This window comes from Maridesulfovibrio zosterae DSM 11974 (genome assembly GCF_000425265.1).
GTDB classification, from domain to species: Bacteria; Desulfobacterota; Desulfovibrionia; order Desulfovibrionales; family Desulfovibrionaceae; genus Maridesulfovibrio; species Maridesulfovibrio zosterae.
The window spans coordinates 94,726-119,583 of sequence record NZ_AUDC01000010.1; the positions used below are offsets into that span (position 1 = coordinate 94,726).

A 24,858-nucleotide genomic window follows, 5' to 3' on the forward strand; every position below is an offset into this window, starting at 1 on the left:
GGCCTTATTGAACCAACCATAGGCCTCCAAAATTATCGTTGAAATAAATCTTAGAAAATTGATCGGCATCATTTTCAAAAAGACCTAAAAGACGAAAAAGAACTGAGCCCACCAGGAGTCTGTCTGTAACGGCAATAAAATCGGTTTTATCTGAATAGACCAGATAAGGGTCAGTCATACTGTCAAGTCTCAGGTCATCTACGGCTATATTTGAAGCGTCGATAATCGCCCCGAATTCATTGTAACCTTTGGAAATCACAGCTTCCGGGACCTGTACAGTCTGTGCGCTGGCATCATAAGCGAACCCGTTCTTGGAGAACAGATCAAGATGGTTGATGACCGGAGGAACTTTTTCATTACGAATATAGGCAAATGAGTATAGATAACCGACGGTAGTAAATACCCTTCTAGGAAGGCACAATACGACCGGTTTCACTGCATTTTCACCTTTACATGAACTGGCACTCTTAATCTTATGTAAAAGATTCTCTAAATCATTATTCCTAACATAAGCTTCCTTTTCCCAAATGTTGCCAACTGAAAAATATTTCATCCAACTGGCAGCAACACTCATATCCTGCTGAATTAATGGATAAGCTGCCAGAAAACATGTTGCCTTTGATTGCGATCCCCCGTCAAAAAGGACTTCCCTACCGGTTAAGAACTTAAAGAAATAACCATAATCCCACCAAGTCCAGACTAAACTGTCCAAGCGAGTATTTTTCCTGATCAGCTTAGCAAGGACAAAATCCTCAGGAGTAAAATATGACTCCAGATCATGACGATAAGCATTAAAGATGCTCAGCAACAAAATACATGTCCCGCATAACAACAAAAAAGCATTCTTTTTTTTCAACACCGCGGGGAAAAAATGCTCAGCCCGTTCACAGATAAAAGAACAGAAGGAGACAATACCATAAGCAGCAAAGAAGGATGCCGCAGGAATAAAAAGAGGAATAAATCGTTGAGAAATACATGCTACCCCGCCGAAAAGAAATGTACTTCCAAGAAAAACACCTTGGCTCCTACTACTCAGTATATAGATAAATAGACCATATATCGCTGGAAGAATAAGGGCTGGTAAACCGTATGATTTTCGCAACAAATCCCAAGGACTAATATTCTGCAGCTCGACAATTGAGTCGCTTAAAAGCGAGATGCTCCCCCCTCCGAAAGCTAATTTTGCATGCGCCGAGACATATGCCATATATTTTGCAAACGGACTGTATCCGCCAATAGCTAACCCACCGACGACGAGCACAAATACCAGCAACGCAATTTTTATGCATGTATCAACTCGATTTCGACTGGGATAAATAAGATACAGAAAAATAAAACAGATTGAGAACATGGCTCCAGGACGCCACCAGAACCAGAGAAAAAAAACTGTTCCTAAATAAGTAGCTACCCAGATGCTCAGTCTTGACCTGACCGAAGAAAACTTGAAAACACAAAACAAAGCAAAATAACAAAACCCGGGCACAAGACTGTCAGTGTCGAGAAAGCCCACCTGAGTACGGTTCAGCCAGTATGGCGCACACAATGCCAGCAAAGAAGAGAGAATCATTACTGCAGGCGAACGACTTTGTATTCCCCAGGGAAGTACAGCCAGCAACATGAATAATCCAAGAACAGGACCGGCATAACTGCCGACGCCCATCATCAGCAGCTTATCGGTACCTGCCAGAAACGAAAGTAAATATGGAAGTAAAATTGATTGCCTTTGATCAGAGAAAACCCCTGTAAAACGGACTCCTCTTTCAGACAATGAATAGGCCTGATCCAAAAAGTAATAACTGTCGTTATTACATGGCAACGGGATTCCATTAAGGTGTAAGCCCTTTTCGATCAGAAACTGCAGATTATGCTTTACCAGAATAAAACTTAAGGCTGCGGCACAAATGACAATCAGAATGGTTACAGACCACAGATTTTTTTTTTCACTATCCATGAATATTAACCCACAAATTCAATTATGGAAGTACCCGTTTTACCACTAAACGCCAATCACCCGTATGCCCTATATCGTCCACTCTGATAACCGTAACCATACTCAGGTCAGTCATTCGTGATAAATAACTTCTGCATACAGACTCAGGGATCACGGCATCATCGAAACTGACAATATGTATCTGCCTTATATGCTGAACTTTTTCAGCCACATCAGCTGGATTCAAAGAATACCGCAAAGGTGAAACATTATGAAAATCAGTCCAAAAGGAATGATCGAGATTTCCAGCAACAGTCACTATCAAATCAACATCATCCCTGCGAGCTGCAAGCAGCACAGCTACAGCCCCACCTCCAGAATAACCTACCAGTTCAAGATCATTAGCCCCGGCTACTGACTTGGCTTCATCCAGTGCTTTATTTAAATCATTGATTATGAGTTCTGAAAAACGAGCAGAAGTCCAGAATGGAACAATACAATTCCGTCTGTTTTCCTTTTCAACGTATTGACATGGGCGGGCAAGGTAAAGAACAGCCGGGCTGTTATCTTCCGCGGCCAGATAAAAGGACACTGGATTATTCGGGGTGGGGTCACTGGAAGGTCTGCTCCTTGAAAGCCAGGCTTTACCATCTCCTTCAATGTATACGCGCAGACGCTTAGCCTTTCCACGCTGGTAACCTTGAATACTAAATTTTTTTTCAGAGAACACTTTACTGTCAAAACCGTGTTCCCGGCCAAATGATTGGTGATTGAAAGAAGTGCAGCTGGAAAGAAAGAAACTTAAAAGAAGTGTAGTGAGAAGCGAATATAAAATCTTTGAATTAATTTTCTTCATCTCTTTTCCTACAGCTGAACTTTAGGGAATGAAAGTCCAGATAGATTTCGCCTAGCTTTGAGACCGACATTGCCGGAAGAACAAGGTGGGTGCTAACTGAAACTACCTCTTTTTTTCTGCCAATGCATCTTTTAAGTCCTGCAACTCTGCTTCCTGTGTTCCTAGTTTCTGGATAAGAATCCGTATTTTTATCTCCTGCCTAGTACGTTCTATATCCATCGTAAGTATTTTGACAAAAAGCATACATATAGCCAAGATTATAGGCAATATTGGAGGATAATGAATACCGATGATGCTGCCGAGCTTATCAGCAAATGACGGAAAGAGTCCTAGAACAAGAATGCTGAACGCAGAAAAAAGCCACCATACGGTCTGAAAGATACCAAAACGCTGTTTTCTGATAAGAAAAAAAATAGTTAAAACAAAAAATACAGATAGTGCAGAGGGGATATATTTAAATAGAGTCATAGCCATCCATTCTTTCACTCCGTTCCCCAGGCTTAGCCAGCCAGTCCGAGAACACCCAGATAAATGTTTTAAAAAGGTATACAAAGACCGAAAACCAAGAATTGAAAATTCTAGAACACCCGTTCCGTCTAGGAGGCATATACATGGGAGTTTCGTGAAATTTAATCCCGTGCCTCCTCAAAAGCAGCAAAGGTCCAAGATCCTGATAATCAAAAAGAACCGCTTGCGGAGTCAATAAAATCTCCACAGCTTTTCTGTCATATAATTTAAATCCAGAAGTCATATCACGGATTTTTAACCGAGTAAGCTGATAAAAGAGGTTCCAAGTAAACCTTCTAGACCGGCTGCCACGTTGTGTACAACTGCCGATTACAACATTAACTCTCAAGCAGTTATAATTTTCCAGTAGTAAAGAAATGTATTGAGGCTGATGTTGCCCGTCTGCATCCATAGTGACAAATAGGTCATACTGCTCTTTCCGGTACACATACCTCATCCCTGCCTGAATAGCAGCCCATGCCCCTGAACGACATGGAAGTTTTATAACATCAGCCCCCGCCTCCTTGGCGGCAACATATGTGGAATCAGTGCTGCAATCATCAACTACGAATGTATGATAACCAAGAGCAACATTTTCCCTGACTATTGAACCAATAGTTTCCACTTCATTGAAAGCTGGAATTATGACAGCGACAGAGTCTAGCATGGCACTCATTCTATTATAGGCCCGGACGATAAAAAAAAGAAGTGGCCCTTATCAAAAAAAGAGCCACTTCCTTTTATAACTGTATAAAAAACAATTTTAGAATTCGAATCGAATAGAAGCCTGTCCTCTGTAGGATTCGTAATCGGCGCGACCAACAGTTGCTCCACCTTCAAATCCGAGAGTCCACTGGTCAGTTGCATACATGGTCAGACCAAGAATACTTTCAAATTCATCATAGTCGGACTTAACCGGACGGGTTGATACACCGAGATCATAGTAATATCTGAGAGTAGCATAAGGTTCAATCCAACCATTAATCAAGTAGGCAGCTTTTGCTTCCAAGTTCATCTGGCTCAAATAGCTATCCGGGTTGGAGATATCTGCTGTGCCACGGGAATATGAAGAAAGGTCACCACCTACATACATATATCCGAGCCTTCCACTCAAAGTCCAGTTGTCCAGCATAAAGTACTGTGACACACCAAGGCTGGTAAGATACCTGTCAGAGTCATACTTACCGGTATTGATTCCATCGCTATCCTTATAGCGAGAATTAGTATAAGCAAATGCGCCATCAAAGATGGTCGTATCGGTAATATTATATGCCATGTAAGGCATTACGGTCCATTCATAGTCAGTCTTCAGTGTACCGGTGTCGGCCCCGTTATTCCAATCCTTTTTATCCAGATCCAGCACGCCGTAGCCAACGGCAAGACCGAACATTAAATCAGGAATAATTTTATAATCGGCACCTAAAAGGAAGTTATAAGTATCCGCATCATATCTTGCTCCAGAAGCAGTACTTGCGAAATAGGTATATGATCCCATTGCCCAAACACCAAAATCATTTGCTCCGTCACCTGAGGCAAGACCAAGCTCTTCTGCATTAAAGGAAAGGTTAATATTCCCATTTCCATCAATAGCATTTTGTGATTCCAGCTTAACTCCTGAAGGAGCTGATCCACCGGATTTAATTCCGGCAGGCTTAGGAGCTGCAATTGTCGCGACACGCCCTTGGACCATTGTAGTAAGGGCCTGACTGGTAGTGCGAACAACATCATTATTGGCCTGACTCTGACCATTAGTCTCAGCAAGAGCTAAAGAGCAGGAAATAAGAACGCATAGCAAAGAGAGAAGGATAATTTTTTTCATGACAAATTCTACACCGATTTTTTTTATATAACCCCATTGCCTTACACACTGCTTACAGCAATAATAAATACAACGTTTTTGTCAAGCATTTTTAAGTTTTTTATTATGTTTACTATAAAAATTCCTTAGCTGTCTTACTTGCGGTATCCTGCCAATTGAAAGAAACTGCACGCTCAAGGCCCAAATCAGACAATTGCATTCTCATTTCTCGCGAACAAGCCAATTCATCAATTGCACTAGAAAAAAGTTTAGAATCGTGGACATTTTCTACAGACACAACTGCATCCCCGCCTACTTCTCTAAGGGCTACTGCTCTTGAAATAACAACTGGACATCCGCAGGCCATAGCCTCCACCACAGGCAGCCCAAACCCTTCATATTCACTGGGCATAACCATCATCAAGGCTTTACGGTACAGCTGAGCCAGTACCCGATCAGAAACATATCCCATTTTGATAATCCCTTTTTCGTGACCGGTACTCCAGCCGCTCCAGCCTGCAGTAACCAAGGGCAGCCTGCATTTAGTTTCCCCCACAGCTTTAACCAGTGCATCAATATTTTTACGAGGATCCCCACTACCCACAAAAAAAATAAATTTCTTGGGCACTCCAGCACACTCAATAAAAGTTTGTGCTTCTTCATCGTGTACCGGGTTAAAAATACCGGCATCAACCCCGAGAGGGGTTACTCTGATCAACTCAGGATCAATTTTGAGATATTCAACCATTTCCTGCTTTGTAAACGCGGAAACTGCGCAAAAGGAATCAACTAAGCCAAGTCTACGTTGAAAAAAAGTTCTCCAATATAAAACTCTTTCGCGCGGATGCCACTGCGGGTAACGAAGTAAAGACAGGTCATGTATTGTGAATAAATTCTTTACCCCAGCAGCCTTGAAGGGGAAATATGCAGCCTCATGGTATACGTGAAAATCATGACTCAAAGCTCGAAACCGTTTTTCAACAGGCAAATGACTTATGAGTCTTGCCCCGAAGGCTACCGGAAATGGCATACGCCAAAGCACACGCCCCAAAGTTTCTTTCCATCCCGGACCTTCTGAGTTAGGAATATTCCTGATAATCTCTTTACCTGTAAAATAGCTGATCTCAAGCCGATCCGAAAATTTTTTTTCGAGAGTTCCGTAAAGACCTCGCAGATATCTTCCGACCCCGGTACCGACTACTGTCATTGGGATTGCATTGACCAATATTTTTTTCATAAGTAAACACTTGCAGTCGAAAGGTTCTTACTTTCTATTTAATTTGAAATAATACAAAATACGCGGAACAGATGCAGATTCTTCATATTAGCAAATATGCCCACCCGGAAAGAGGAGGGATAGAGACTTTTGTAAAAGATCTTTCTTCTGCCCAGATAAAAAGAGGTCATGAAGTAAGAATATTATGCCATCAGCAGAAAACTTCCTGCAAAACAGCTATAACCAAGAACAACGGCATTACAATTACCCGAGTCAGGGTTAATTGCAACATGGCATTCGCCCCTGTATCCTTTTCCTTTGCCAGCCACTTAAGAAAGGAAATATCTTCAAGCCCTCCACAAGTTATCCACCTGCACCTCCCCAACCCCGCAGTCCTTTTCTACAGAAGTATTCCAGATGACATTCCTTGCGTTGTCCACTGGCATGCCGATGTTCATGGAACTCCCAATCCGTGCATCAGGGCACTCTATCCTTTCTACAGATTTTTCGAGCAAAAATGCCTAGCTAAAGCTGATCACATTATCGCGACATCTCCTCCGTATTTGTCATCAAGTTTCTCCCTTGCAGCATGGCGTCAAAAAAGTTCAGTAGTACCACTGGGACTTGACACAGATAGATATCCTTCCTGCACACAGGAAAAAAGCAATCCTCCTTTAGTGCTGAGTGTCGGCAGATTCGCATATTACAAGGGATTTGAATATCTTGTCAGGGCTGCGGCCTTGATACCGGAAGCCAAATTCATAATTGCAGGGAGCGGGCCCGAACACAGCAGAATATCGAAAGAGGTCGAAAAACTAGGATTATCCGAGCGTGTTTACCTGCCAGGTCATATTACAGATCAGGAGTTATTTTCATTGATGCAAAAGGCGTCTGTTTTTTGCCTTCCATCTATTGATCGAGCGGAAGCTTTCGGTATGGTTCTGCTGGAAGCCATGAGATACGGGGTTCCGATTGTAAGCACCGAGATCTCAGGTTCCGGGACAGGCTGGGTAAATGAACACGGGGGGACCGGAATAGTCGTGCCTCCAGCAGACAGCCAAGCGCTGAAAATAGCAATAAAAACCATAATTTCAAACCCGCAACAAGCACAACGATATGGACAAGCAGGCAAAGCCAAACTTGAAAACAATTTCAAAATTGATCAGATTTCGTCACAAATTGACGATATATATCAGTCAGCCATCACTTCAAAACATCGATGAAGCCTGACGACAGGGCCGAGTCCTGAACTTAAGGCAATTTGGCATCTCTGACGATAATATCGTTCACAATAACCGAAGAGCTAGGTTTTTTAGTTGAATTGGAGCTTTCAGGTTCGTTACTTGAGTGGGTGGAACACCCTGCTAACACCACAACTAGAGCCAACAGAATAAAAATACGTCGCATATTGCCTCCCTATTTTTTCAAAAAAAAATTATGCTTTTATCAATATCACACATTTTCAAAAAACAGTAGCCAACTTCGACACTAAATTTACAGGTAGCCCGAATAAATATTGACAACATTAACCGTCAGCCCAGGAAGCCATCCACTACATATTTTATGAATACTCCTTAGCAGGATTAAAGGCCAGGACATCCTTACAGAATAACCTCAGTCCACCATACAAGTTATCAGGCATCTTCTCTACAAACCCGCTTATACTATATCCTTATATACAAACGACCAGAGAGAAATTTAAAGACAATTCGCTTTTAAAAAACTTTACACTATTCACTAGCGCCGTATTTGACTGCGCTCTGACCGGAGCAGTTGTCATCTCTGTCCGGGCTAGCTCCAGCGAGCGTCCAGTTTTCTATTGCACGGGGTAGTTCTTTGAATTACCTTCGCCTAAGCCCTTTCGGGGAGTACAAACAACTCTACCGAACATCAAAACACCCAGGTCCAAAATTTTCCATGCATAAAGTAAGTATTATCACTCCCTGCCTCAACGCAGCCCCATTCATCCAAACAGCATTGCTATCCATCGCGGAACAGAATTACCCTAACCTGGAGCACATAATAGTTGACGGAGGGTCGACGGACGAGACCCTTACAATAGTTGAACGGTACAAGATGGAAAGCACATCGGTCCTCAGCGAAAGGGATAACGGCACATCGCAAGCTATCAACAACGGATTTGCCATTGCACTAGGAGCATATGCCTGGGTTCTCAATGCCGATGATATGCTTGCTGCACCGGATTCAATCTCAACTCTTGCGGCATACTTGGATAATCATCCACAATGTGACTTTGTCTTTGGACACATGAATATGTTAGATGCTACGGGACGGCAGATTGGAGTGCGCTCTTTTAGCAAGGGCTATGGAGTCACCGATCTGCTTGCTGACAGACGGCACCTCCCATTCGCAGGATGCCTTATACGGCGAAAAATTTTTAAGGACCTGGGAGGCTTTAACACGAGCTACCAATACTCAAACGACCTAGACTTCTATCTACGCCTGGCAGCAAAACATTCTATATGCAGGCTGAACAAGGTCACAGGCTCTTTTAGGCTTCACGCGGCTTCAAGCACCAGTTCGCATATAGCCATGTCCGGTCAGGAGACTGCGAGAATATGCATCGACGCTCTGAATGATGACCGAATTATCAGCCAACTCAAACGGGATCCTGATGTGATAAGATCCGCGATCCGTCTCTTCCAGGCGAGTTGTGAGTTTCACGACGGAGAGGCGCAGGCGGTCCGACACCATCTTTGGAAAGCCGCACAATTGACCCCGTCTGTCTTAATAGGCGTCAAACCTTGGATATACGGTCTACTATCTCTCGGAGGAACACAATTCATGCATATGACCGCCGCCCAGTTACGGAGACTCATTCATAAAAAAGGTTGGTATAGCATCAACAACGCCGGTTGACGATAAGCGCATCAATTCGAAAGAAAACAGCTTGCTCAAGGAAAGTCCTGGACAGGCCACTTCAATCTCCCAACCGGACACTCGCAAGGTAACGAGTTAAAGGCCAGGACAACATCGACATTACACACAAGAACTTATGCCCAATCATATGTTTTCCATAGCACCAGCAACATTAGGCCAATATTTGACAACAATCCCGCTCATGACGGTTTTAGCAATTCTTTTCTATGTGGCCATAGTCATGCTCGTCTTCAAACCATTCCGCTCGGCCCTGACAAAGAATATCCACTTACCCCGTCCGGCATCGGGCGTCTACATCAGCAATCTGGAAATAGTTCGTGCTTTCGCTATTATCCATGTTGTTTCAGTACACTGCTGGCAATGGATTCAACCGTACAATGATAGTATCCTCAACATAATCCCCCTGCTTGCGACAACAATCCAATCCGTCCCCATCTTCTGTGCCTTGAGTGGATTCCTGATAACTATGTCATTGAAAATGAATGTCCGAGACCTGCCGAGCTTGCGGCAATACTTCATCAGACGATTTTTACGGATCTATCCGCTATACTTGGTAGTTGTTCTTGTAGCCTTCCTGCTAGGTCAGACACAGTCAAATCCTACGACAGCTCACGGTTTGATTACCGAGGTAATGATGTTCCGGATATGGGGATTACCTGCCTATTTCTCGGTACCGACATCCTGGAGCCTATACCCGGAGGTAACCTTCTATGTATTCATGCCCGCCCTTATACTTTTTTCCGGCCGTCGCTTCAATTGGACACTGGTCCTGATAATGCTAGCCAGTATTTTCGTAGGAGCAGGAACCCCAAGAGAATTTCAACTGATCCCTTTCTTCACGGCTGGCGCTATAGCATACGAGCTATACATATTCATGCATGGAAAGCAGCAATCAGACAAACCTTGGCCACAGTGGATCATAGCAACTATGCTGCTTGTGGCCCTATATATTTTGATACTTGATGTGAAGCAGTTATATTTTCTCTCCTATCCTCAACACTTATTCGAAACCCTGACCGGGTACACATTTCCTTTGCCTAGACGGAGGAGCCCGGAACTCTGTCTCAGCATAATCCTGCTTTTCCCTTCCATGTCACTAATTCGAATGAAATGGATTTCCTGTTATCCCATCAGATTCATAAGCACAATCTCATACTCCATATATCTGTGGCATGCGCTGTTGCTTATCGCCAGTTTCCCTATTGGCACAAACGAATCAGGGCAACTTTCCAGCATGGCCAGTATGCCCCCAATTGATGGTGGTTTTTCATACTTTTTCATCTTCTTTCCTGCCGTCATTTTCATTTCCACAATGTCCTACCTGTTTATCGAGAAACCGTTTCTCAGACTCAGGGCAAGGGCAGCGAAACGTTCAACTTGCTAACCCGTATATTGCAAAACCGCCCTCAGAAAAATATTTTCCGAGGGCGGTTTCAATTTGTAATTCTTATTTTACGAAGGATGAGTTATACTAAAACTATAAAATAGTTTTAGTATAACTCAAGGGCTTCACTTGAGATTCCTACTGTTTTAGCAAAAATGAACATAGGCCATATGTATATAAACCCAAAGATAGAAACCGAATGCAATGAATATTGCGTACAACTGCGGCATCTCTTTAAAGGACTTCATCACTTATAAACAGCCAACTCTCTTACCGCCGAGGAGACCCCAGGAGGGAAGTCGGCACATTCGTCGATTTGCTCCCAATTGTCTCTGAACCATTGAATGGTCTGAGCCAGACCTTCCTCAAACTTCATTGCAGGTTCGTAACCAAGCAACTCTCGAGCCCGGTCTACAGAAGCCAGCAAGCGACTTTTCGTATCCCATTTCCGTTGGCTAACCATGCTAATACCGGCGTCATTACCGACTGCTTCATTGATCATAGCTGCGAGATGGCCAATCTCGATTTCCTTTTCGGAAGCTAAATTCATCTCCTTGCCGATGGCCTCTTCGAAATAACCTGCACGAAGCAGTCCGTCTACTAAATCACCAACATAAGTGAAATCCCGAGTAGCTTTCGCATTTCCTGTGATAGGCAGCGGCAACCCTTTCATAGCCCAGTAGATGAAATTCGGAATGACGTTCCTGTACTGACCGGGAACCTCTCCGGGGCCATACGAATTGAAAAAACGGGTCTTAACGGAAGGAAAGTCGTGGTAATTCGAAAAAAAGTTGCAGTACAGCTCGCCGAGCATCTTGGTTATCTGATACGGCGTCGTGAGATTCATCGACATGAATTCTTCCGTAAGAGGCAGGGGGGCCTGACTCCCATAAATAGAACATCCGGAAGAGGCGTAAACAAGCCGTTTCACTCTGGTCAATTTTGAATATTCGAGCAACTTAAGCATCCCCAGACCATTCACTATGAGGTCCTTCTCGGGATAGTCTACAGAATTCTGATTGGCGAAAAAAGCGGCTAGATGGTACACAATGTCAGGCCCTTCGTTAAAGACCCGCTTAAGGGTAACGTCGTCCGTAACCGAACCTTTCACGAACAGTATATTTGAGCGAGAAGGCACGTTCCACTCAAAAGACGCCGACATGTCATCAAGAATAATGACACTTTTTGCTTCAAGATCGGCCAGCTCCTTGCAGAGATTGGTCCCGATAGAACCAGCTCCACCAGTCACCAACACGACTTTGCCTTTGTAATAACTCCGATAGTCTTCCATACAAATCCGTCCGATTAATTAAAATTGTATACTTTTTTCATCCACTCAACATAGCTTACGATCCCCTTCTCTATAGGCCACTGCGGGGCATGGTCCAGATCTCGCCGGATCTTTGTGAAATCGACCTGCTTGATCCTGGTAGTGAACGGTTCGCTCGGTTTATACTCAACAATCTTGTCACTCTTTCCCAACGTCTTCAGGACTAGGTCGGAGAGAAATTTGATATCTACGATCCATTCCTCCTTACCGCCGACATTATAAACCTCGCCGGGGATAAAATTATCCACAATGTTTGCCACGGTCCTGACCGTATCGTCAACATAGTCAAAAATTCTCTTGTGCCCTTCGTAGACAGTGTATGGAACATCATGGAGCGCCCGGTAAACAAAAATCGGGATGACGCCCCTGTAAGAGCTGTAATACTCATGAGGGCCGTAGCAATTAAGAGGACGCACGCGCACAGTCTCGGTATTGAACATCAGCGCCGAGTTCAAGACCTGCATCTCGCCCGCCCATTTTGAAATGGCATAGTCATTCATTTGGACTATAGGAATTCGTTCCATCACGTCTTCGGACATGATCCCGTCATAATCGCCGTACACTTCGCAGCTGCTGAAAAATATATGTTTGAAGCCATACTCTTCCTGCAAGCGTAAAATATTCTTAGTCCCCACCACATTGGTTTGCCACAAGTTGGAAAAATGGTCCTCGCCGTTCCACCGCCCATACTCGGCAGCCAGATGATACACAAACTCAAACGAATGCTTTTTGAAAATCTGTTCCATCTGCCAGAAAGAACTGACGTCAGCTCGTATGTGCTGTGGGTCTTCACCATGAATTATGTCGCAGGTGACAACATCATGCCCTCGCCGCCTCAATTCGTTAGTCAAATTGGTTCCGATGAATCCACGGCCGCCGGTAACTAAAATCTTGCTCATATTCTTCCAATCCTGATTTCTAAAAATTTATTTCGCACACGTGGCAAGAGATGTCTTTAATAATAAATCTGCCCTTTGGATAACATGTCTGCATTCATGCACAAGCTCAACATATTCTCTGCCCTGACGTCCCAACCGCTCTCTCCGCTCAGCGGAAGTCAGAAGTGCCCCGACCTCGCGAGCCGCGCTTTCTCCATCCTTAACATATACAACACCGCATTCCTCACCCGGAAGCATCGTAACCATGCCGGGAACCGCAGAAGAAACAGTCGGCTTGCCGCAAGCCAGATATTGAATCACTTTTGCGCAAAACAAATCACGCATTTCTCCATCTACCGGGTACACGTTCAAACAGATCGCTGCTTTGTTGATAATCTGAGGCAATCGCTCAAACGGCTGCATACCAGTAATCCTGACGCTATCCCCAAGACCGGCAGAGGAAATCAATTCCTCCAATTCACCACGTAGCACACCGTCACCGACAATGAGGAGCTTTGCATCCGGAGCCTGTCTCGTGACATGATCAAAATTGCGCACAAAATCAAGCAATCCATTGAATGCATAGAGTACACCTACAAACACTATCAGATTGCTATTTCCGTCATCTGCGTCAAAGTAATATTCCTCCCGCCCCTCAACCTCCTGGCTAAAGGCCGAGGTGTCCACGGGAAACGGTAATTGATGCACTGTCTCCGGACGAGCCCCGTGCTCCACAAGGTATTCCCTGTATTTGGGACTAAGCGCCCAAAAAGACCCCGCTCCCTTATACACGCATCGTTCCAATACGTTAAGAATACTGCCCACAAAAGCAGTGGGCGCGAGGCGGTGGAGCATGTCAATGCTCCTGAAAATTAAAGGTATGCCACTCATCCGGGAAACAATAATCGCAGGCAGCCCCGTCATGCATACGGAATATAGAACAATGACATCTATCTGCTTCTCCTTGACGACTCTTCGTATCGCAAACAGGCTTTGAAAAAAACCTAGTCCAACCCCTACCTTAGAGATCTGAACATACGGAATCCGAACAAGCTTAGCGTTTGAATCCCCAAAAACACGGCAAAGAGTCGTATTGCTTCGTGTTTTGCCAGCCTCGCGAACACGATCAAAATCCAGGACAAAAACGTCATGCCCTTGCCGGGACAATCCTTCTGAAAGTGTGTGTATGTCATAGACAACCGAAGTCAGCAGGTCGTCGTCAGTTGCAAAGAGAATATTCATAGCGAATCACGGAACCAAAAGGCTACCGCTGTTGCTGAAACTTCTCGACGATAAAGTTTTTAGTATCCTTGGCTATACTTTTAATGACCGGATAGGCAAAGCCATTCCCTTCACGGTTCACAACGGCGATGGATGCTTTGATGCGATATCCGATTCGGCCAAGTAAAGGATAGGCGAACCCCAGAAAAGGCTTCAGCTTCTTGACTAACACGGGTTCCAGAACAGCAAGATATGTCAGAGCTCGTGGCGAGAACAGACTTCCCCTGTGCCGGATGACCAGCATGAAGTCCTCTTTTGCACGATCTTTACGAATTGAGGCTTCCCGATCCGCCTGCTTCAGACTGATACTGTCCTGGTGAAGTCTCCAGTTAGTCAGCTTCTTGTCGATTCTGTGCATTTTGAATTTTTTGCCCACGCGCAAATAAAAACAAAGATCATTACCGAGATCGTTAACGAAACCGACCTCTTCAATGACTTCCCTCCGGAAAAACGTGGCACAAAAAACAATATAGTGCCAGACGTTCAGCCATTCACGCTTGTCATAATCTTTGATGACGAAACAACCGATAATCTCATTATCGGCATTGATCAGATCACACTTGCCGTACAGAAAATAAGCATCGGCATTTTGTGAAAAATAAGCCATCGCGTTTTCAACGGCGTCAGGCTCGTACCGGTCGTCCGCATCAATCCACCCAATGACATCACCTGTACATTGTCTGTACGCCCGCTTCAGAGCATCCCCCACACCGTTATCTGACTCTGAACTATACTGAATTCTGTCAGGATACATTTCCTTGTATTTTGCGAGGATCTCAAGTGTCGAATCAGTTGACCCGCCATCAGCGAAAACATGCTCAACATTTGGATATGTCTGTGCCAGAACACTTTCTATGCACTGCTCTAAATACTTCTCAGCATTGAATACCGGAGTTACAATGCTGACCTTTTTTGAATTTTCCATCCTTTATTCCTATCACCTATGAGACCAGCAAACTAACAGGTTAAATCATGGCTAACGACACAATCCATAACATGGGGCAGCTCACACTCAGATCAATCAAAATTCCATCATCGTAAAGACTCAACTCATCTTTTGCAGACTGAATTGACAATCCCTTCTAGGACAGATTCGAGACGACGGATGACTTTGTAACAATCGAAATTATCTTGGACAAAGGCCTGTGCATCCGCAACCAGACTGGAGCATTGATCTGGCGATTGCAGCAGTTCAGCAAGTTGTCCGATCAAATCCGTAACATCCTCCGCATACAAAACGCCTGCCCCTTCACCCGGAATAAGGGTAGTAATCCCCGGCAACGCGCTGGACACCGTAGGCTTTCCGCACGCCATGTACTGAACAATCTTTGCTGAAAAAATATCTTCCGTATTTTTGTTAATGGGGAAGACATTAACACACAATGTCGCAGTGTTGACGAATTCCGGCATATCCTCAAACGGCTGAAACCCTGTCATGACAACCCGGTCACCAAGGTTTATATCGTCAATGATTCGTTCCATCTCCTGACGGATCACCCCATCACCGACAACGAACAACTTAGCCTGAGGAACTGATGCAAGAACTTCAGGAAACCTGCTGACGAAATCCTTCATCCCCCCGAACTCGTACAAGGTCCCAATGAAAACCAGAACACGATCATCATCCGTTATGCCCCACTTCTCTCTGAAACCGACCTTCACAGCCCGAGGCTTGAACTGCTCCAGCTCTAAGGGGAACAAAAGTAATTCCACCTTTTCTCTGGATGCTCCAAGACGAACCATATAGTCAGCATACCGAGGGGTCAACGCCATAAGTTTGTCAACCCGGGGGTAAACATACTGTTCCAACAGCTTTGCCACCCTGCGTTTGATCCCTGCCGGCCAGAGCTTGTACAGCATGTCCACATTACGAAAAACGACCGGTACCCCGTATTTCCGGGCCAGGCGAACAGTCTGTATGCCGTTCCGAACCCCGGAATACAACACTATGACATCTATAGACTCTTCCTTAAGAACGGTTTCAATCTGCTGATAGCGCCGCTGCCAGCGATGAAGCTGATACAATTGAAGAGCTCCTCGCACTCCCTGCATGGACCCAAGTCTGGGATCAAATCTAGGACTTCTCAGATGGACTGTACCGGATTCGAAAGCCCGCAACTGCTCTGAGTGTTTGGAACGGATATCCTGATTTGGAAACTCAATATTATCCCTTCCGGGGTCAACTGCGAATACTGTGTGCCCAAGTTGGGACAAACCTTCCGCCAGCATATGCAGATCAAAGACTGGGCCGAGATCCCAAATGGATTCACTTACAAACAGAATACGCATGCAACTCAACTCTCAACAGGCAATTCAAGATGAAAAATCATTATGCGCCACCTAACGCCTTGATGGAATTCTCGACAGAGTCCTTGGGGACAACCGTTATGAAATCATGCAATTTCTGCTCACCGCGAACATATATGATTGTGGGCAGAATACTGATCCTATATGCACTGGCCATTTCATCATTCTCGTCAATATTCAACGTCACGAATTTAGTTTTTCCAGCATACTCTTCCGCCAGATTCTCCATGACTGATAACATGCTAGAACAGGGTTCACACCAAGGAGCCCAGAAAAGAATTACGACAAGACACCCGGCATCCTTAACTTCCCGGTCCCAAGTGGCAGTTGTAACCTCAATAACATTTGACGACACTATCTCGCTCCATTCTGTATAAAACATTAGATTATTCAGGCCAGCTTAATCAAAAACATACCGTCTGCGCCATACCAACGGCTTGCAGGTTCCACAATTGACGATTCGGGCGGTAATATCTCTCATTCTCAGGACCGCGTCAACCCCGATCCCCGCTCTAGTTCTCCTTCCAACTCCCTTATCCTGTCTCCACGGGCTTCCCAATCAGCAGTCAAGGCCACGAGATCTTTATTGAGTCCTGCAGACGCTACTCCCTGCTTTACCAATTCGTCCTCCAACTCCCTTATCCTGTCTCCACGGGCTTCCAAATCAGCAGTCAAGGCCACGAGATCTTTATTGAGTCCTGCAGACGCTACTCCCTGCTTTACCAATTCGTCCTCCAACTCCCTTATCCTGTCTCCACGGGCTTCCAAATCAGCAGTCAAGGCCACGAGATCTTCAGTCAACCGTGCAGATGCCGCATCTCGCTTTCTCACTTCATCCTCCAGCGACTTAATCAGGTTTCCACGAGCCTCCCAATCGGCAGTCAAGGCTGTAAGATCTTCATTGAGTCCAGCAGACGACACTCTCTGCTTTACCAATTCCTCCTCCAAATCCCTTATCCTGTCTCCACGGGCTTCCCAATCTGCACGAAGCTCAATCGTAGATCTATCCTTCTCCAAGAGCATGGCATTCACGACAGGCAAGGGGATAGAGGATTCAGCCAGCCTGGTAGGAGCCGAGTTCTGCAAACATTCCTCAATCAATACTCGTAACCCCGCCAGAGTTTCAGAACACAATAGCACCCCTTCCGCCCGCATTATCTCGAGAGCAGGCTGATCGGCCAAATCTATGTTAAAATCATTAATCACCTTCGGAAATCCCCACACACACCCTCTGTAGGCAACGACCCGGTATCCCTTGTAATCTTCGGACAAGACTTCGTGATAGCGAGACAGTACCGTCTCCATCTTCAAAGCAGAGGCAAGAACGCCCTGCTCATCACCGCAGCACAGGTTGAACGAAACCAGCCTGTCGTCAACAGGGTAGAGAAGGGAGTCACTCCTTGCAGACATCCAGTACTCCGGGATTTCGATACTAAATTCATCCCTCAACAAGGCAGAAAATGCATTGAGCATAGGAGCGAAACGCGCCTGCAAAAAAGCCTCGAAACTTTCAGGTATAAACAAGCCCCACCCGGAATTAACGTGCTCAGTGAGGTTCATTGACTCCCAATCCATTTCAACGGAGACACCTATCTGACTGAACATCTCCCCTAGCAAACATTCAGGATTGCTGACTATATCGTCAAAAAAATGAAAATGAAAATTATCTTTAGGATAGAACCGTAACCACCGCTTCACCATCGAACAGTAATCAAGGTAAGGCTGTACAACAGACTGAACTGCCCAATCCATATGCCTTTCAACAGCCAGAGGGTCAAACGGCCTGTCTTCAAAGGCGAAAACAGATTCCTTCAGCCTATACTGGTGCTGCAGATGGGACCATGCACGGACGACAGGCTCACGGAAAAGGAACAGTAATTGAAGATCCGGTGCCATTTCGTATACTTTTCGAATAAGCCTGTCCGTAAGGATTGTGTAGGACGGAGACACATCTCCCGTGACCAGCTGTCTGCCTTCGGCAAACTGATTCAGGTACCAGGCATCATCACAGGAGTCATGATAATTACTGAAATATTTCAATTCCTTTGTCGCAGGAAGAAAAACTTCAGGGTGTAGAGAAAGTTTCTTCCAGCACCACGTTGAACCGCTACGTGGTGGAGCAAGTACAAAAAAATCCGGGGGAGACTTTCTGGAAGATTGATCCATAAATTAACTAACACCTGTTATACGTTTGCTTCTATCCAATTACTGCTTCTGGACGGACAAGTACAAAAAAACGCTAATATATAATCTAAAACTCATTTATTGCATTGTTACGCCTAATTGACGAACTTAAACATTATGTCCGCCCCGCACAGACTAACTACGTAATATATCCATACTCTTACACGACCTCAAAAGCCGGAGCCAAATCCACAAACCCTGCATACATAGCATCGGACTGTATCTGGATGTGCGCGATTCCATAGCGCCTGTCGAGGGGGGAACTCTCACCATTGAAGTATTCGCCACACCCAAGATCGAGAAAATAATCGCCTGCGGCCAGTTTCATTGGAACCGTCCATTTGAAGACCCGTTCCAATGCGCCCTTCGCCGGAATGCTCCCAACAGGTTCAAGGTCTACCTGCAGATTTTTCGAGCTGGTACCAAATACATCGACACCATCGGTCGATTTGAAGGCAAACCCCGTCATCGGCGCGTCCACCGGTTCGAAAAAAGCGATCTTTACATATAACTCCATCTCGCTTCCAGCCTGTATGCAAGGAGGTGAAGGTACGCCGTCAGCAACGATCAGAAAATCGACAACAGCAGCCTTGCCATTTCCGTAACGGTATTCATTTGAATGATACTGCCGTCTTTCGCTGCAGCAGTCTGCTCCGTCTCTACAGGTCATGAAATCACGCAATTCATCCTGTCCACGCCTTTCGGCCAACTCCTGTTCGCAAAAGACCTCGGCCCTATCGATAGACTTCACAAGCTCTTCCTTAGAATTTCCCGACAAACATAACTCGTTGCCGATTAACTCTTCAAAAGGCTTTGTATCCATCCCTTCCACACCATCAGGAATCAGATGCTTCGGAATGGCCACACATCCCTTCTTGTAGCGGACAAACTCAAAAGCCTTGTATTCTTCACCAAGAGAAACCGGCTTTTCGACGAACCCCTTCAACTCTCCGGAAAAAACCATGTCCAGATAACAATTCATCACGGACTTGGGCTCACCGCGATCGACAATCCGCCCTTTTTCCAAAAGAAATGCGCTATCACAATGCCGAGTAACCGAATCCAAGTTATGACTGACAAAAACAATGGTTTTACCAGCCTTCTGAAACTCCTTGAATTTGGCATAACACTTGTGTTGAAATTTGGCATCGCCAACAGCCAAAGCTTCGTCCACGATAAGAATGTCCGGGTCGACACTGATAGCCGAGGCAAATGCGAGGCGAACAAACATACCGGAAGAATAGGTTTTCACCGGCTGGTCAAAAAAATCCCCGATTTCAGCAAACGCTTTTATAAGCTGGACCCGCTCCAGCATCTCAGCGGAGGAGAAGCCCATCACCTTGCCATTAAGGATAACATTTTCCCTTCCGCTGAATTCGGGATTGAACCCCGCTCCCAGTTCAAGTATGGCTGAGATCCTCCCGTGAACATGCACATCCCCGGTTGTAGGACTAAGAACTGAGCATAAAATCTGTAATAAAGTCGATTTCCCGGCCCCATTACGTCCGACAAGGCCAACGGTACTCCCCTTCTCAATCGACAGTTCAATATCCCGAAGGGCCCAGAACTCGGTATGATATTGTTTTTTGAACGGATGGAAGACTTCCTTCAGGCGTTCCTTAGGCGACCGGAACAGCCGATATTTTTTCGACACTCCTGTCAGTGATATTACAGTGCTCATACGCCCTCCGCTACAATACGTCAGCGAACTCTGGTTTAAGTTTTCTAAAAACCAATGCCCCGACAACAAACATCAACAAAGCGAAGCCCCAGAAATATATGCCTCCCCACCAGTCGAGCCAAAAAGGCTTGTGAAAAATAAAAGAAGCCTTATAGCCCTCAACAACATAATACAAGGGATTCAATTTAAGAAAGATACGATATTGTTCAGGCACCATTTGTATTTCCCAGACAATCGGCGTGGCCCAGAACCACAGATTGAGGATAACCGCAAGAATTTGTCCAAGGTCGCGAAAGAAAACCGACAATGCAGCTAGAAGCCATCCTAGACCGACGCAGAAAACGCACAGACCGAAAAGATAGTAAAAAATCTGAAGGTTATACAGACTGAAGGAGATGCCTGAACACAACATGAAAACAACAAGCAATCCGGTCATGAACGCGTTGCTCATAAAACTGGAGAGCAAATTAACGATAGGCAACATCTCTGTAGGAAAAACCGTCTTCTTTACAAGATGAGGATTAGAGCTGATACAGTTGGCACTTGTCACAAGCGCTTCGTTCAAAGTGGTATACGGTATCATCCCACACAAAAACATTACAATGAATGAAACCCCGTTGACCGGCTTGACCTTGAACCCTAATGAAAAAACAAGCCAGTAGACCAGAATTGTCATGAGCGGATTGATGAAAAACCAAGTAAAACCTACGGCTGTACCTGCATAGCGAGACCGTATTTCACGTAACGCCATAGTCCATATCAATGATCGATACTGATAGCCCCGTAATATAAAATCCATGAAAAGAACAAATCCTGCTCTCATATCACCCTCGAAAATCAACAACACAGCGAACAGGAAATGACTCCAGCCAAAGGATGTGTCGTTATGTTTCTATATTTCATACATATTTACTATGCATCAACATCGCTACTCTATATATACGTCTGTAAAGATCCAGTCCAGAGAGGGACAGGTCGAGTGCATATGACTTCAACACAGTCATTACTGAAGGAGAGTTGCCCCGGTAGCGATCAGCCTTTACGCTCCATCAACTGGACAAACTGCCAGAACAAATATGCCCCTCTTCATATTCCTGAATTAGGGGCACGAAACCTTGATTCCATAAGATAAGGGTATCTACTATTCGTCTTGAGGCCAAACCATCACCAAAAGGATTTCCTGACACCAGTACATTTCCAGTTGAAGATTCGTCTAGAAGATCCTGTGCATGTTTAATTATCGAGTCACAATCAGTCCCAACAAGCGTCAGGGCATCTGTATTCAAAGCTTCAGTACGCTCTGTTGTCTTACGCATAATTAAAACAGGTACGCCGAACGAAGGAGCCTCTTCCTGCACTCCACCGGAATCGCTCATGATTAAAGAGGACTCTTTCATCGTCGAAATAAAATCTAAATAATTAAGAGGTTCAATCAAATGAACACGTTCAAGACTGGAAAGGATACTAAAAGCAACTTCTCTGACCGCTGGATTTTTATGTACTGGAAATATTATTTCCACATCATCATAGAGCTTGGAGACTTCTTTAATGGCCCTGCAAATATTCTGCAAAGGCCTCCCCAATGATTCACGGCGATGCGCTGTTACCAAAATAATCCTTTTATCAGGATCAACCAGTTCGGCAATATGCTTTGGAAGAGCTTTCACTTTAACAGAGATACTGTGTAGGGCATCCACAACAGTGTTTCCTGTCACAAAAATTTTATTGGGAGAGACTCCTTCATTAAGAAGGTTCCGCCTTGCAACTTCTGTCGGTGCAAAGTTTAGAGTTGAAAAAACACTTACCATACGCCGATTAGCTTCTTCGGGATAAGGATTCAAAATATTGCCACTTCTTAATCCAGCCTCGACATGACCAACCGGTATTTGACGATTAAAAGCGGCTAACGCCCCTGCAAATGCAGTCGTTGTATCACCCTGGACCAATAAAAAATCAGGCTTTATATTTTCAATGACTGCGTCCACCCCTGAAATTGCGTTAGCTGTCAACTCGTTTAAATTTTTAACATTCTGCATTAAATTTAAATCAACATCAGCAACGATATTAAAACAAGTGAAAACCTGATCAAGCTGAGAGCGATGTTGCCCGGTAGAAATCAACGAGGTCGATATACCGTCTCTTTCCTCGAGTTCCTTAATTAGTGGAGCCATTTTAATAGCTTCGGGTCGAGTACCAACAACCACAGCAATTTTCATTTTTTGATAACCCTTCACATAAATTGGTAAAATAATTACAGGTAACCTAACACTCTGTAACACTAGACCCATCATAAATTATTATGAGTCTGACCGAACCAGATGTGGTTCACATATACGATAAACGCGGTGCAATCGAGGACTTTTTCCGCATAAATAAGCAGCAAGTGAACAGTCATAATCACATAAATAAACCATCCCCAACAAAGCAGTATCTATAAAGTATGCAGCATAATCTATTCCTCTTATCTCATCTATATTATCAACAAAGCAATTCCTTCCTATCTAAATAAATCAATTAGATCCAACAGTATACGTAGACAGACAACAAAATGTCGAGCCAGACTATCTAGCTCAGATACAGCTTGATCCTGCAAAAAAACAATCTGCTTCATAGCGTGAATTGCAGCCACAATCTTTTATTCGGTGGTATGCTACCCAAGACTGAAATTAACCGTACCCCGAGGTGCTGTTGTACCAAGGCTTTCATGAACCGACTGAGCACAATGCAACACGGTACGCACTGCGATGTTAAAATCACCATCCTAAATGCCCCGACATTCACCACAGCTAGCCCGCTACCACAATACCTAAGTAGCTGCACCTGTCTATTTAAATCATATTCGCCACAAACAGTTACACCTATATGGAGGAAAACGAAGAGCCTAATACTTTTCAAACAGTCAATCTAACTCATAAAAGAGATGGCTTCACACAAGAAGTTATTAGCCACGAACAGAGAATAGCTCTTGACTATTAAAGCAATGCTACCAATTTATAGGGACAAAAACGGGGACAACACACATTTTAGACAAAACAAAATGGTTTACATATTGCATGCAAACCATTGATTTTACTATGGAGCCAACGATCGGAATTGAACCGACGGCCTGCTGGTTACGAATTGGCTGGTGGTAGATCAAATTTTCCGCCGGGAACGCCCGTTATCCCTTGTTTTATGCGTCATACCCCTATTTCGGTCCATTTTAAAAACTGCCGAAAACTACCTAAAACTACCGAGTTTTGTACGCAGTTTTGCGTACAGTTTGCGTACAAAAAATCCAAGTCCCCATGAAAAAACTTATGTGCGCCGACATATTGATCGATATTCTAAAAAAGAACTTAAATTAAGGATAAAAAATAGCCGCTTAATTCATTTAACGGGAACAGAAAGCTGCAAATAATCAATTACTCCTTTTGTCTTTTCCCGCACCTGTCTCAAATCTTCAGTATTTGGACGTCCCACAATGTTTCCAAGACGACCGCAATTATTAAAATGACGCATTTTTTCAGGAATAAACGCTCCGACAATGCTCCATTCATCAGCAACGGTTATTCCTAAATGCTCGAAAAGCTGCCCCATATATTTAATAGCAGGAATAGCTTCGCCCTCACCTGTATGTGGCCCCGCATAAGTACAATAAACACAGGCAAATTTTCCTGGAATTCGTGGTGATCCCGGAAGAATTAAATCATTTTTCCGAGCATAATCCATCTGCTTTTCAATCCATTTCAGCATAGTCTTACCCGGCAGCCATGTATAAACACCTGACCCGATAAAGGTTAGATCATATGCAAGCAGGTCAATAACATCATCCTGATTTTTAACATTAACAGTTGTAACCGCAAAACCTGCTTCAATTACTGCTTTTTCAATTTCAAAAGCGACCTTTTCAGTCTGCCCGTTCAGTGATGAGTACATATTAAGAATATTCATTCTAAACTCCATTAAAGTTTTTTTTAAACTGGATCATATAGTTAAAACCAAGGTTCAGATATGAGGTCACATAAAATCCCAAAGGCTGTACTACGGACTTGAGGTCTTCTGCTGAAATTCGCATGTGCACCGGAGGCCCGAAGTCGACTTTCTCTTTTTTACATTCAATAACAGCAACCTGCCCTGAAGGCTTAAGTATACGCTCAACTTCCTTGAAGATAGCTGTTCCGCACTTTTGCAAATCCATGCAATGTAGAGAAGTACTCATAAAGCAGGTGTCTACGCTCTCATCTTCAAAAGGAAGTACACCAGTCATATCTCCGTAAACGGTTTGAATATTACTCAGTCCATTCGTAATAGCCTTGTTATCAACTGTTTTGAGCATACTTATATTGCTATCCAGCGCATAAACAGTTCCAGCAATACCAAGATCTTTGGCAGCATGAATCGAATAATCCCCAGGACCGCATCCCATATCAAAAAAAACATCACCGTTTTTCAATTCTAAAGCTTCAAAAACGAGGTTGGAATCATGCATTTGGTAACTTGTAGGACCGCGTTTGTCCCCACCATGTCTGCATTTACAACTGTTTTCTGATTTATAATTCGTCTGCATCAAATTCTCCAACAGTTAGATATTGTAAAGAAATGAATCAACCTTAATTCTGTTAT

General features: G+C 44.3%; 22 protein-coding genes. 3 read left to right on the forward strand and 19 right to left on the reverse strand.

The window, feature by feature from the left end; all coding sequences use genetic code 11:
- Positions 1 to 4: 4 nt before the first annotated feature.
- The 6 genes from H589_RS0101050 to H589_RS0101075 form a co-directional block, all read right to left on the reverse strand.
- Positions 5 to 1,951: a hypothetical protein gene (locus tag H589_RS0101050; RefSeq protein WP_027720312.1), complete on the reverse strand. Its 1,947-nt coding sequence runs from the start codon at positions 1,949 to 1,951 to the stop codon at positions 5 to 7.
- 22 nt (positions 1,952 to 1,973) lie between these two features.
- Complete coding sequence (locus tag H589_RS18885) at positions 1,974 to 2,786, reverse strand: dienelactone hydrolase family protein (RefSeq protein ID WP_051249565.1); 813 nt, start codon at positions 2,784 to 2,786, stop codon at positions 1,974 to 1,976.
- A gap of 102 nt (positions 2,787 to 2,888) precedes the next feature.
- Positions 2,889 to 3,260, reverse strand: coding sequence for a DUF2304 domain-containing protein (locus H589_RS18890; RefSeq protein WP_051249566.1), 372 nt, complete (start codon positions 3,258 to 3,260; stop codon positions 2,889 to 2,891).
- Positions 3,241 to 3,969 (reverse strand): glycosyltransferase family 2 protein, encoded by a 729-nt coding sequence (locus H589_RS18895; protein ID WP_084146815.1) that lies wholly within the window; start codon positions 3,967 to 3,969, stop codon positions 3,241 to 3,243. The genes H589_RS18890 and H589_RS18895 overlap by 20 nt, the downstream gene beginning before the upstream one ends.
- Positions 3,970 to 4,056: 87 nt before the next feature.
- Positions 4,057 to 5,112: an autotransporter outer membrane beta-barrel domain-containing protein gene (locus H589_RS0101070; protein ID WP_027720313.1), complete on the reverse strand. Its 1,056-nt coding sequence runs from the start codon at positions 5,110 to 5,112 to the stop codon at positions 4,057 to 4,059.
- Positions 5,113 to 5,224: 112 nt separating this feature from the next.
- Positions 5,225 to 6,328, reverse strand: a complete 1,104-nt coding sequence (locus H589_RS0101075; RefSeq protein ID WP_027720314.1) for a glycosyltransferase family 4 protein — start codon at positions 6,326 to 6,328, stop codon at positions 5,225 to 5,227.
- 71 nt (positions 6,329 to 6,399) lie between these two features.
- Between H589_RS0101075 and H589_RS0101080 the strand changes: the two genes are divergently transcribed.
- Positions 6,400 to 7,530, forward strand: coding sequence for a glycosyltransferase (locus H589_RS0101080; RefSeq protein ID WP_027720315.1), 1,131 nt, complete (start codon positions 6,400 to 6,402; stop codon positions 7,528 to 7,530).
- Positions 7,531 to 7,558: 28 nt separating this feature from the next.
- Here the strand turns inward: H589_RS0101080 and H589_RS21195 are convergent, their stop codons facing one another.
- Positions 7,559 to 7,714 (reverse strand): lipoprotein, encoded by a 156-nt coding sequence (locus H589_RS21195; RefSeq protein WP_156891589.1) that lies wholly within the window; start codon positions 7,712 to 7,714, stop codon positions 7,559 to 7,561.
- Positions 7,715 to 8,143: 429 nt separating this feature from the next.
- On the opposite strand from H589_RS21195, the gene H589_RS20210 reads away from it, so the two are divergent.
- The gene (locus H589_RS20210; RefSeq protein ID WP_027720316.1) at positions 8,144 to 9,187 is read left to right on the forward strand and encodes a glycosyltransferase family 2 protein; all 1,044 of its coding nucleotides are present in this window, start codon (positions 8,144 to 8,146) and stop codon (positions 9,185 to 9,187) included.
- Positions 9,188 to 9,323: 136 nt separating this feature from the next.
- Positions 9,324 to 10,592: an acyltransferase family protein gene (locus H589_RS0101090; RefSeq protein WP_027720317.1), complete on the forward strand. Its 1,269-nt coding sequence runs from the start codon at positions 9,324 to 9,326 to the stop codon at positions 10,590 to 10,592.
- A gap of 247 nt (positions 10,593 to 10,839) precedes the next feature.
- On the opposite strand, the gene H589_RS0101095 is transcribed toward H589_RS0101090, so the two are convergent.
- From H589_RS0101095 to H589_RS0101150, 12 genes are all read right to left on the reverse strand, one after another.
- Complete coding sequence (locus H589_RS0101095) at positions 10,840 to 11,883, reverse strand: NAD-dependent epimerase/dehydratase family protein (RefSeq protein ID WP_027720318.1); 1,044 nt, start codon at positions 11,881 to 11,883, stop codon at positions 10,840 to 10,842.
- Positions 11,884 to 11,897: 14 nt separating this feature from the next.
- Positions 11,898 to 12,821 (reverse strand): NAD-dependent epimerase/dehydratase family protein, encoded by a 924-nt coding sequence (locus H589_RS0101100; protein WP_027720319.1) that lies wholly within the window; start codon positions 12,819 to 12,821, stop codon positions 11,898 to 11,900.
- A gap of 27 nt (positions 12,822 to 12,848) precedes the next feature.
- Entirely contained in the window at positions 12,849 to 14,042 is a 1,194-nt protein-coding gene (locus tag H589_RS0101105; RefSeq protein WP_027720320.1) for a glycosyltransferase, read from the reverse strand.
- Between the two features lie 22 nt (positions 14,043 to 14,064).
- On the reverse strand, positions 14,065 to 15,006 hold the full coding sequence (locus H589_RS20215) for a glycosyltransferase (RefSeq protein ID WP_051249568.1): 942 nt from the start codon (positions 15,004 to 15,006) through the stop codon (positions 14,065 to 14,067).
- 125 nt (positions 15,007 to 15,131) lie between these two features.
- Positions 15,132 to 16,370: a glycosyltransferase gene (locus H589_RS0101115; protein WP_027720321.1), complete on the reverse strand. Its 1,239-nt coding sequence runs from the start codon at positions 16,368 to 16,370 to the stop codon at positions 15,132 to 15,134.
- Between the two features lie 40 nt (positions 16,371 to 16,410).
- On the reverse strand, positions 16,411 to 16,743 hold the full coding sequence (locus H589_RS0101120) for a thioredoxin family protein (RefSeq protein WP_027720322.1): 333 nt from the start codon (positions 16,741 to 16,743) through the stop codon (positions 16,411 to 16,413).
- A gap of 128 nt (positions 16,744 to 16,871) precedes the next feature.
- Complete coding sequence (locus H589_RS0101125; protein ID WP_027720323.1) at positions 16,872 to 18,554, reverse strand: sulfotransferase domain-containing protein; 1,683 nt, start codon at positions 18,552 to 18,554, stop codon at positions 16,872 to 16,874.
- A 178-nt stretch (positions 18,555 to 18,732) separates the two neighbouring features.
- Positions 18,733 to 20,253: an ABC transporter ATP-binding protein gene (locus tag H589_RS20220; protein WP_051249569.1), complete on the reverse strand. Its 1,521-nt coding sequence runs from the start codon at positions 20,251 to 20,253 to the stop codon at positions 18,733 to 18,735.
- A 10-nt stretch (positions 20,254 to 20,263) separates the two neighbouring features.
- Positions 20,264 to 21,076, reverse strand: a complete 813-nt coding sequence (locus H589_RS0101135; protein ID WP_035074853.1) for an ABC transporter permease — start codon at positions 21,074 to 21,076, stop codon at positions 20,264 to 20,266.
- A 226-nt stretch (positions 21,077 to 21,302) separates the two neighbouring features.
- Entirely contained in the window at positions 21,303 to 22,469 is a 1,167-nt protein-coding gene (gene wecB / locus H589_RS18915) for a non-hydrolyzing UDP-N-acetylglucosamine 2-epimerase (RefSeq protein ID WP_051249571.1), read from the reverse strand.
- A 1,153-nt stretch (positions 22,470 to 23,622) separates the two neighbouring features.
- A complete protein-coding gene (locus tag H589_RS0101145) occupies positions 23,623 to 24,186 on the reverse strand; it encodes a flavodoxin family protein (RefSeq protein WP_027720325.1) in 564 nt (187 codons plus the stop codon).
- Between the two features lies 1 nt (position 24,187).
- The gene (locus H589_RS0101150) at positions 24,188 to 24,802 is read right to left on the reverse strand and encodes a class I SAM-dependent methyltransferase (RefSeq protein ID WP_035074643.1); all 615 of its coding nucleotides are present in this window, start codon (positions 24,800 to 24,802) and stop codon (positions 24,188 to 24,190) included.
- Positions 24,803 to 24,858 lie beyond the last annotated feature (56 nt).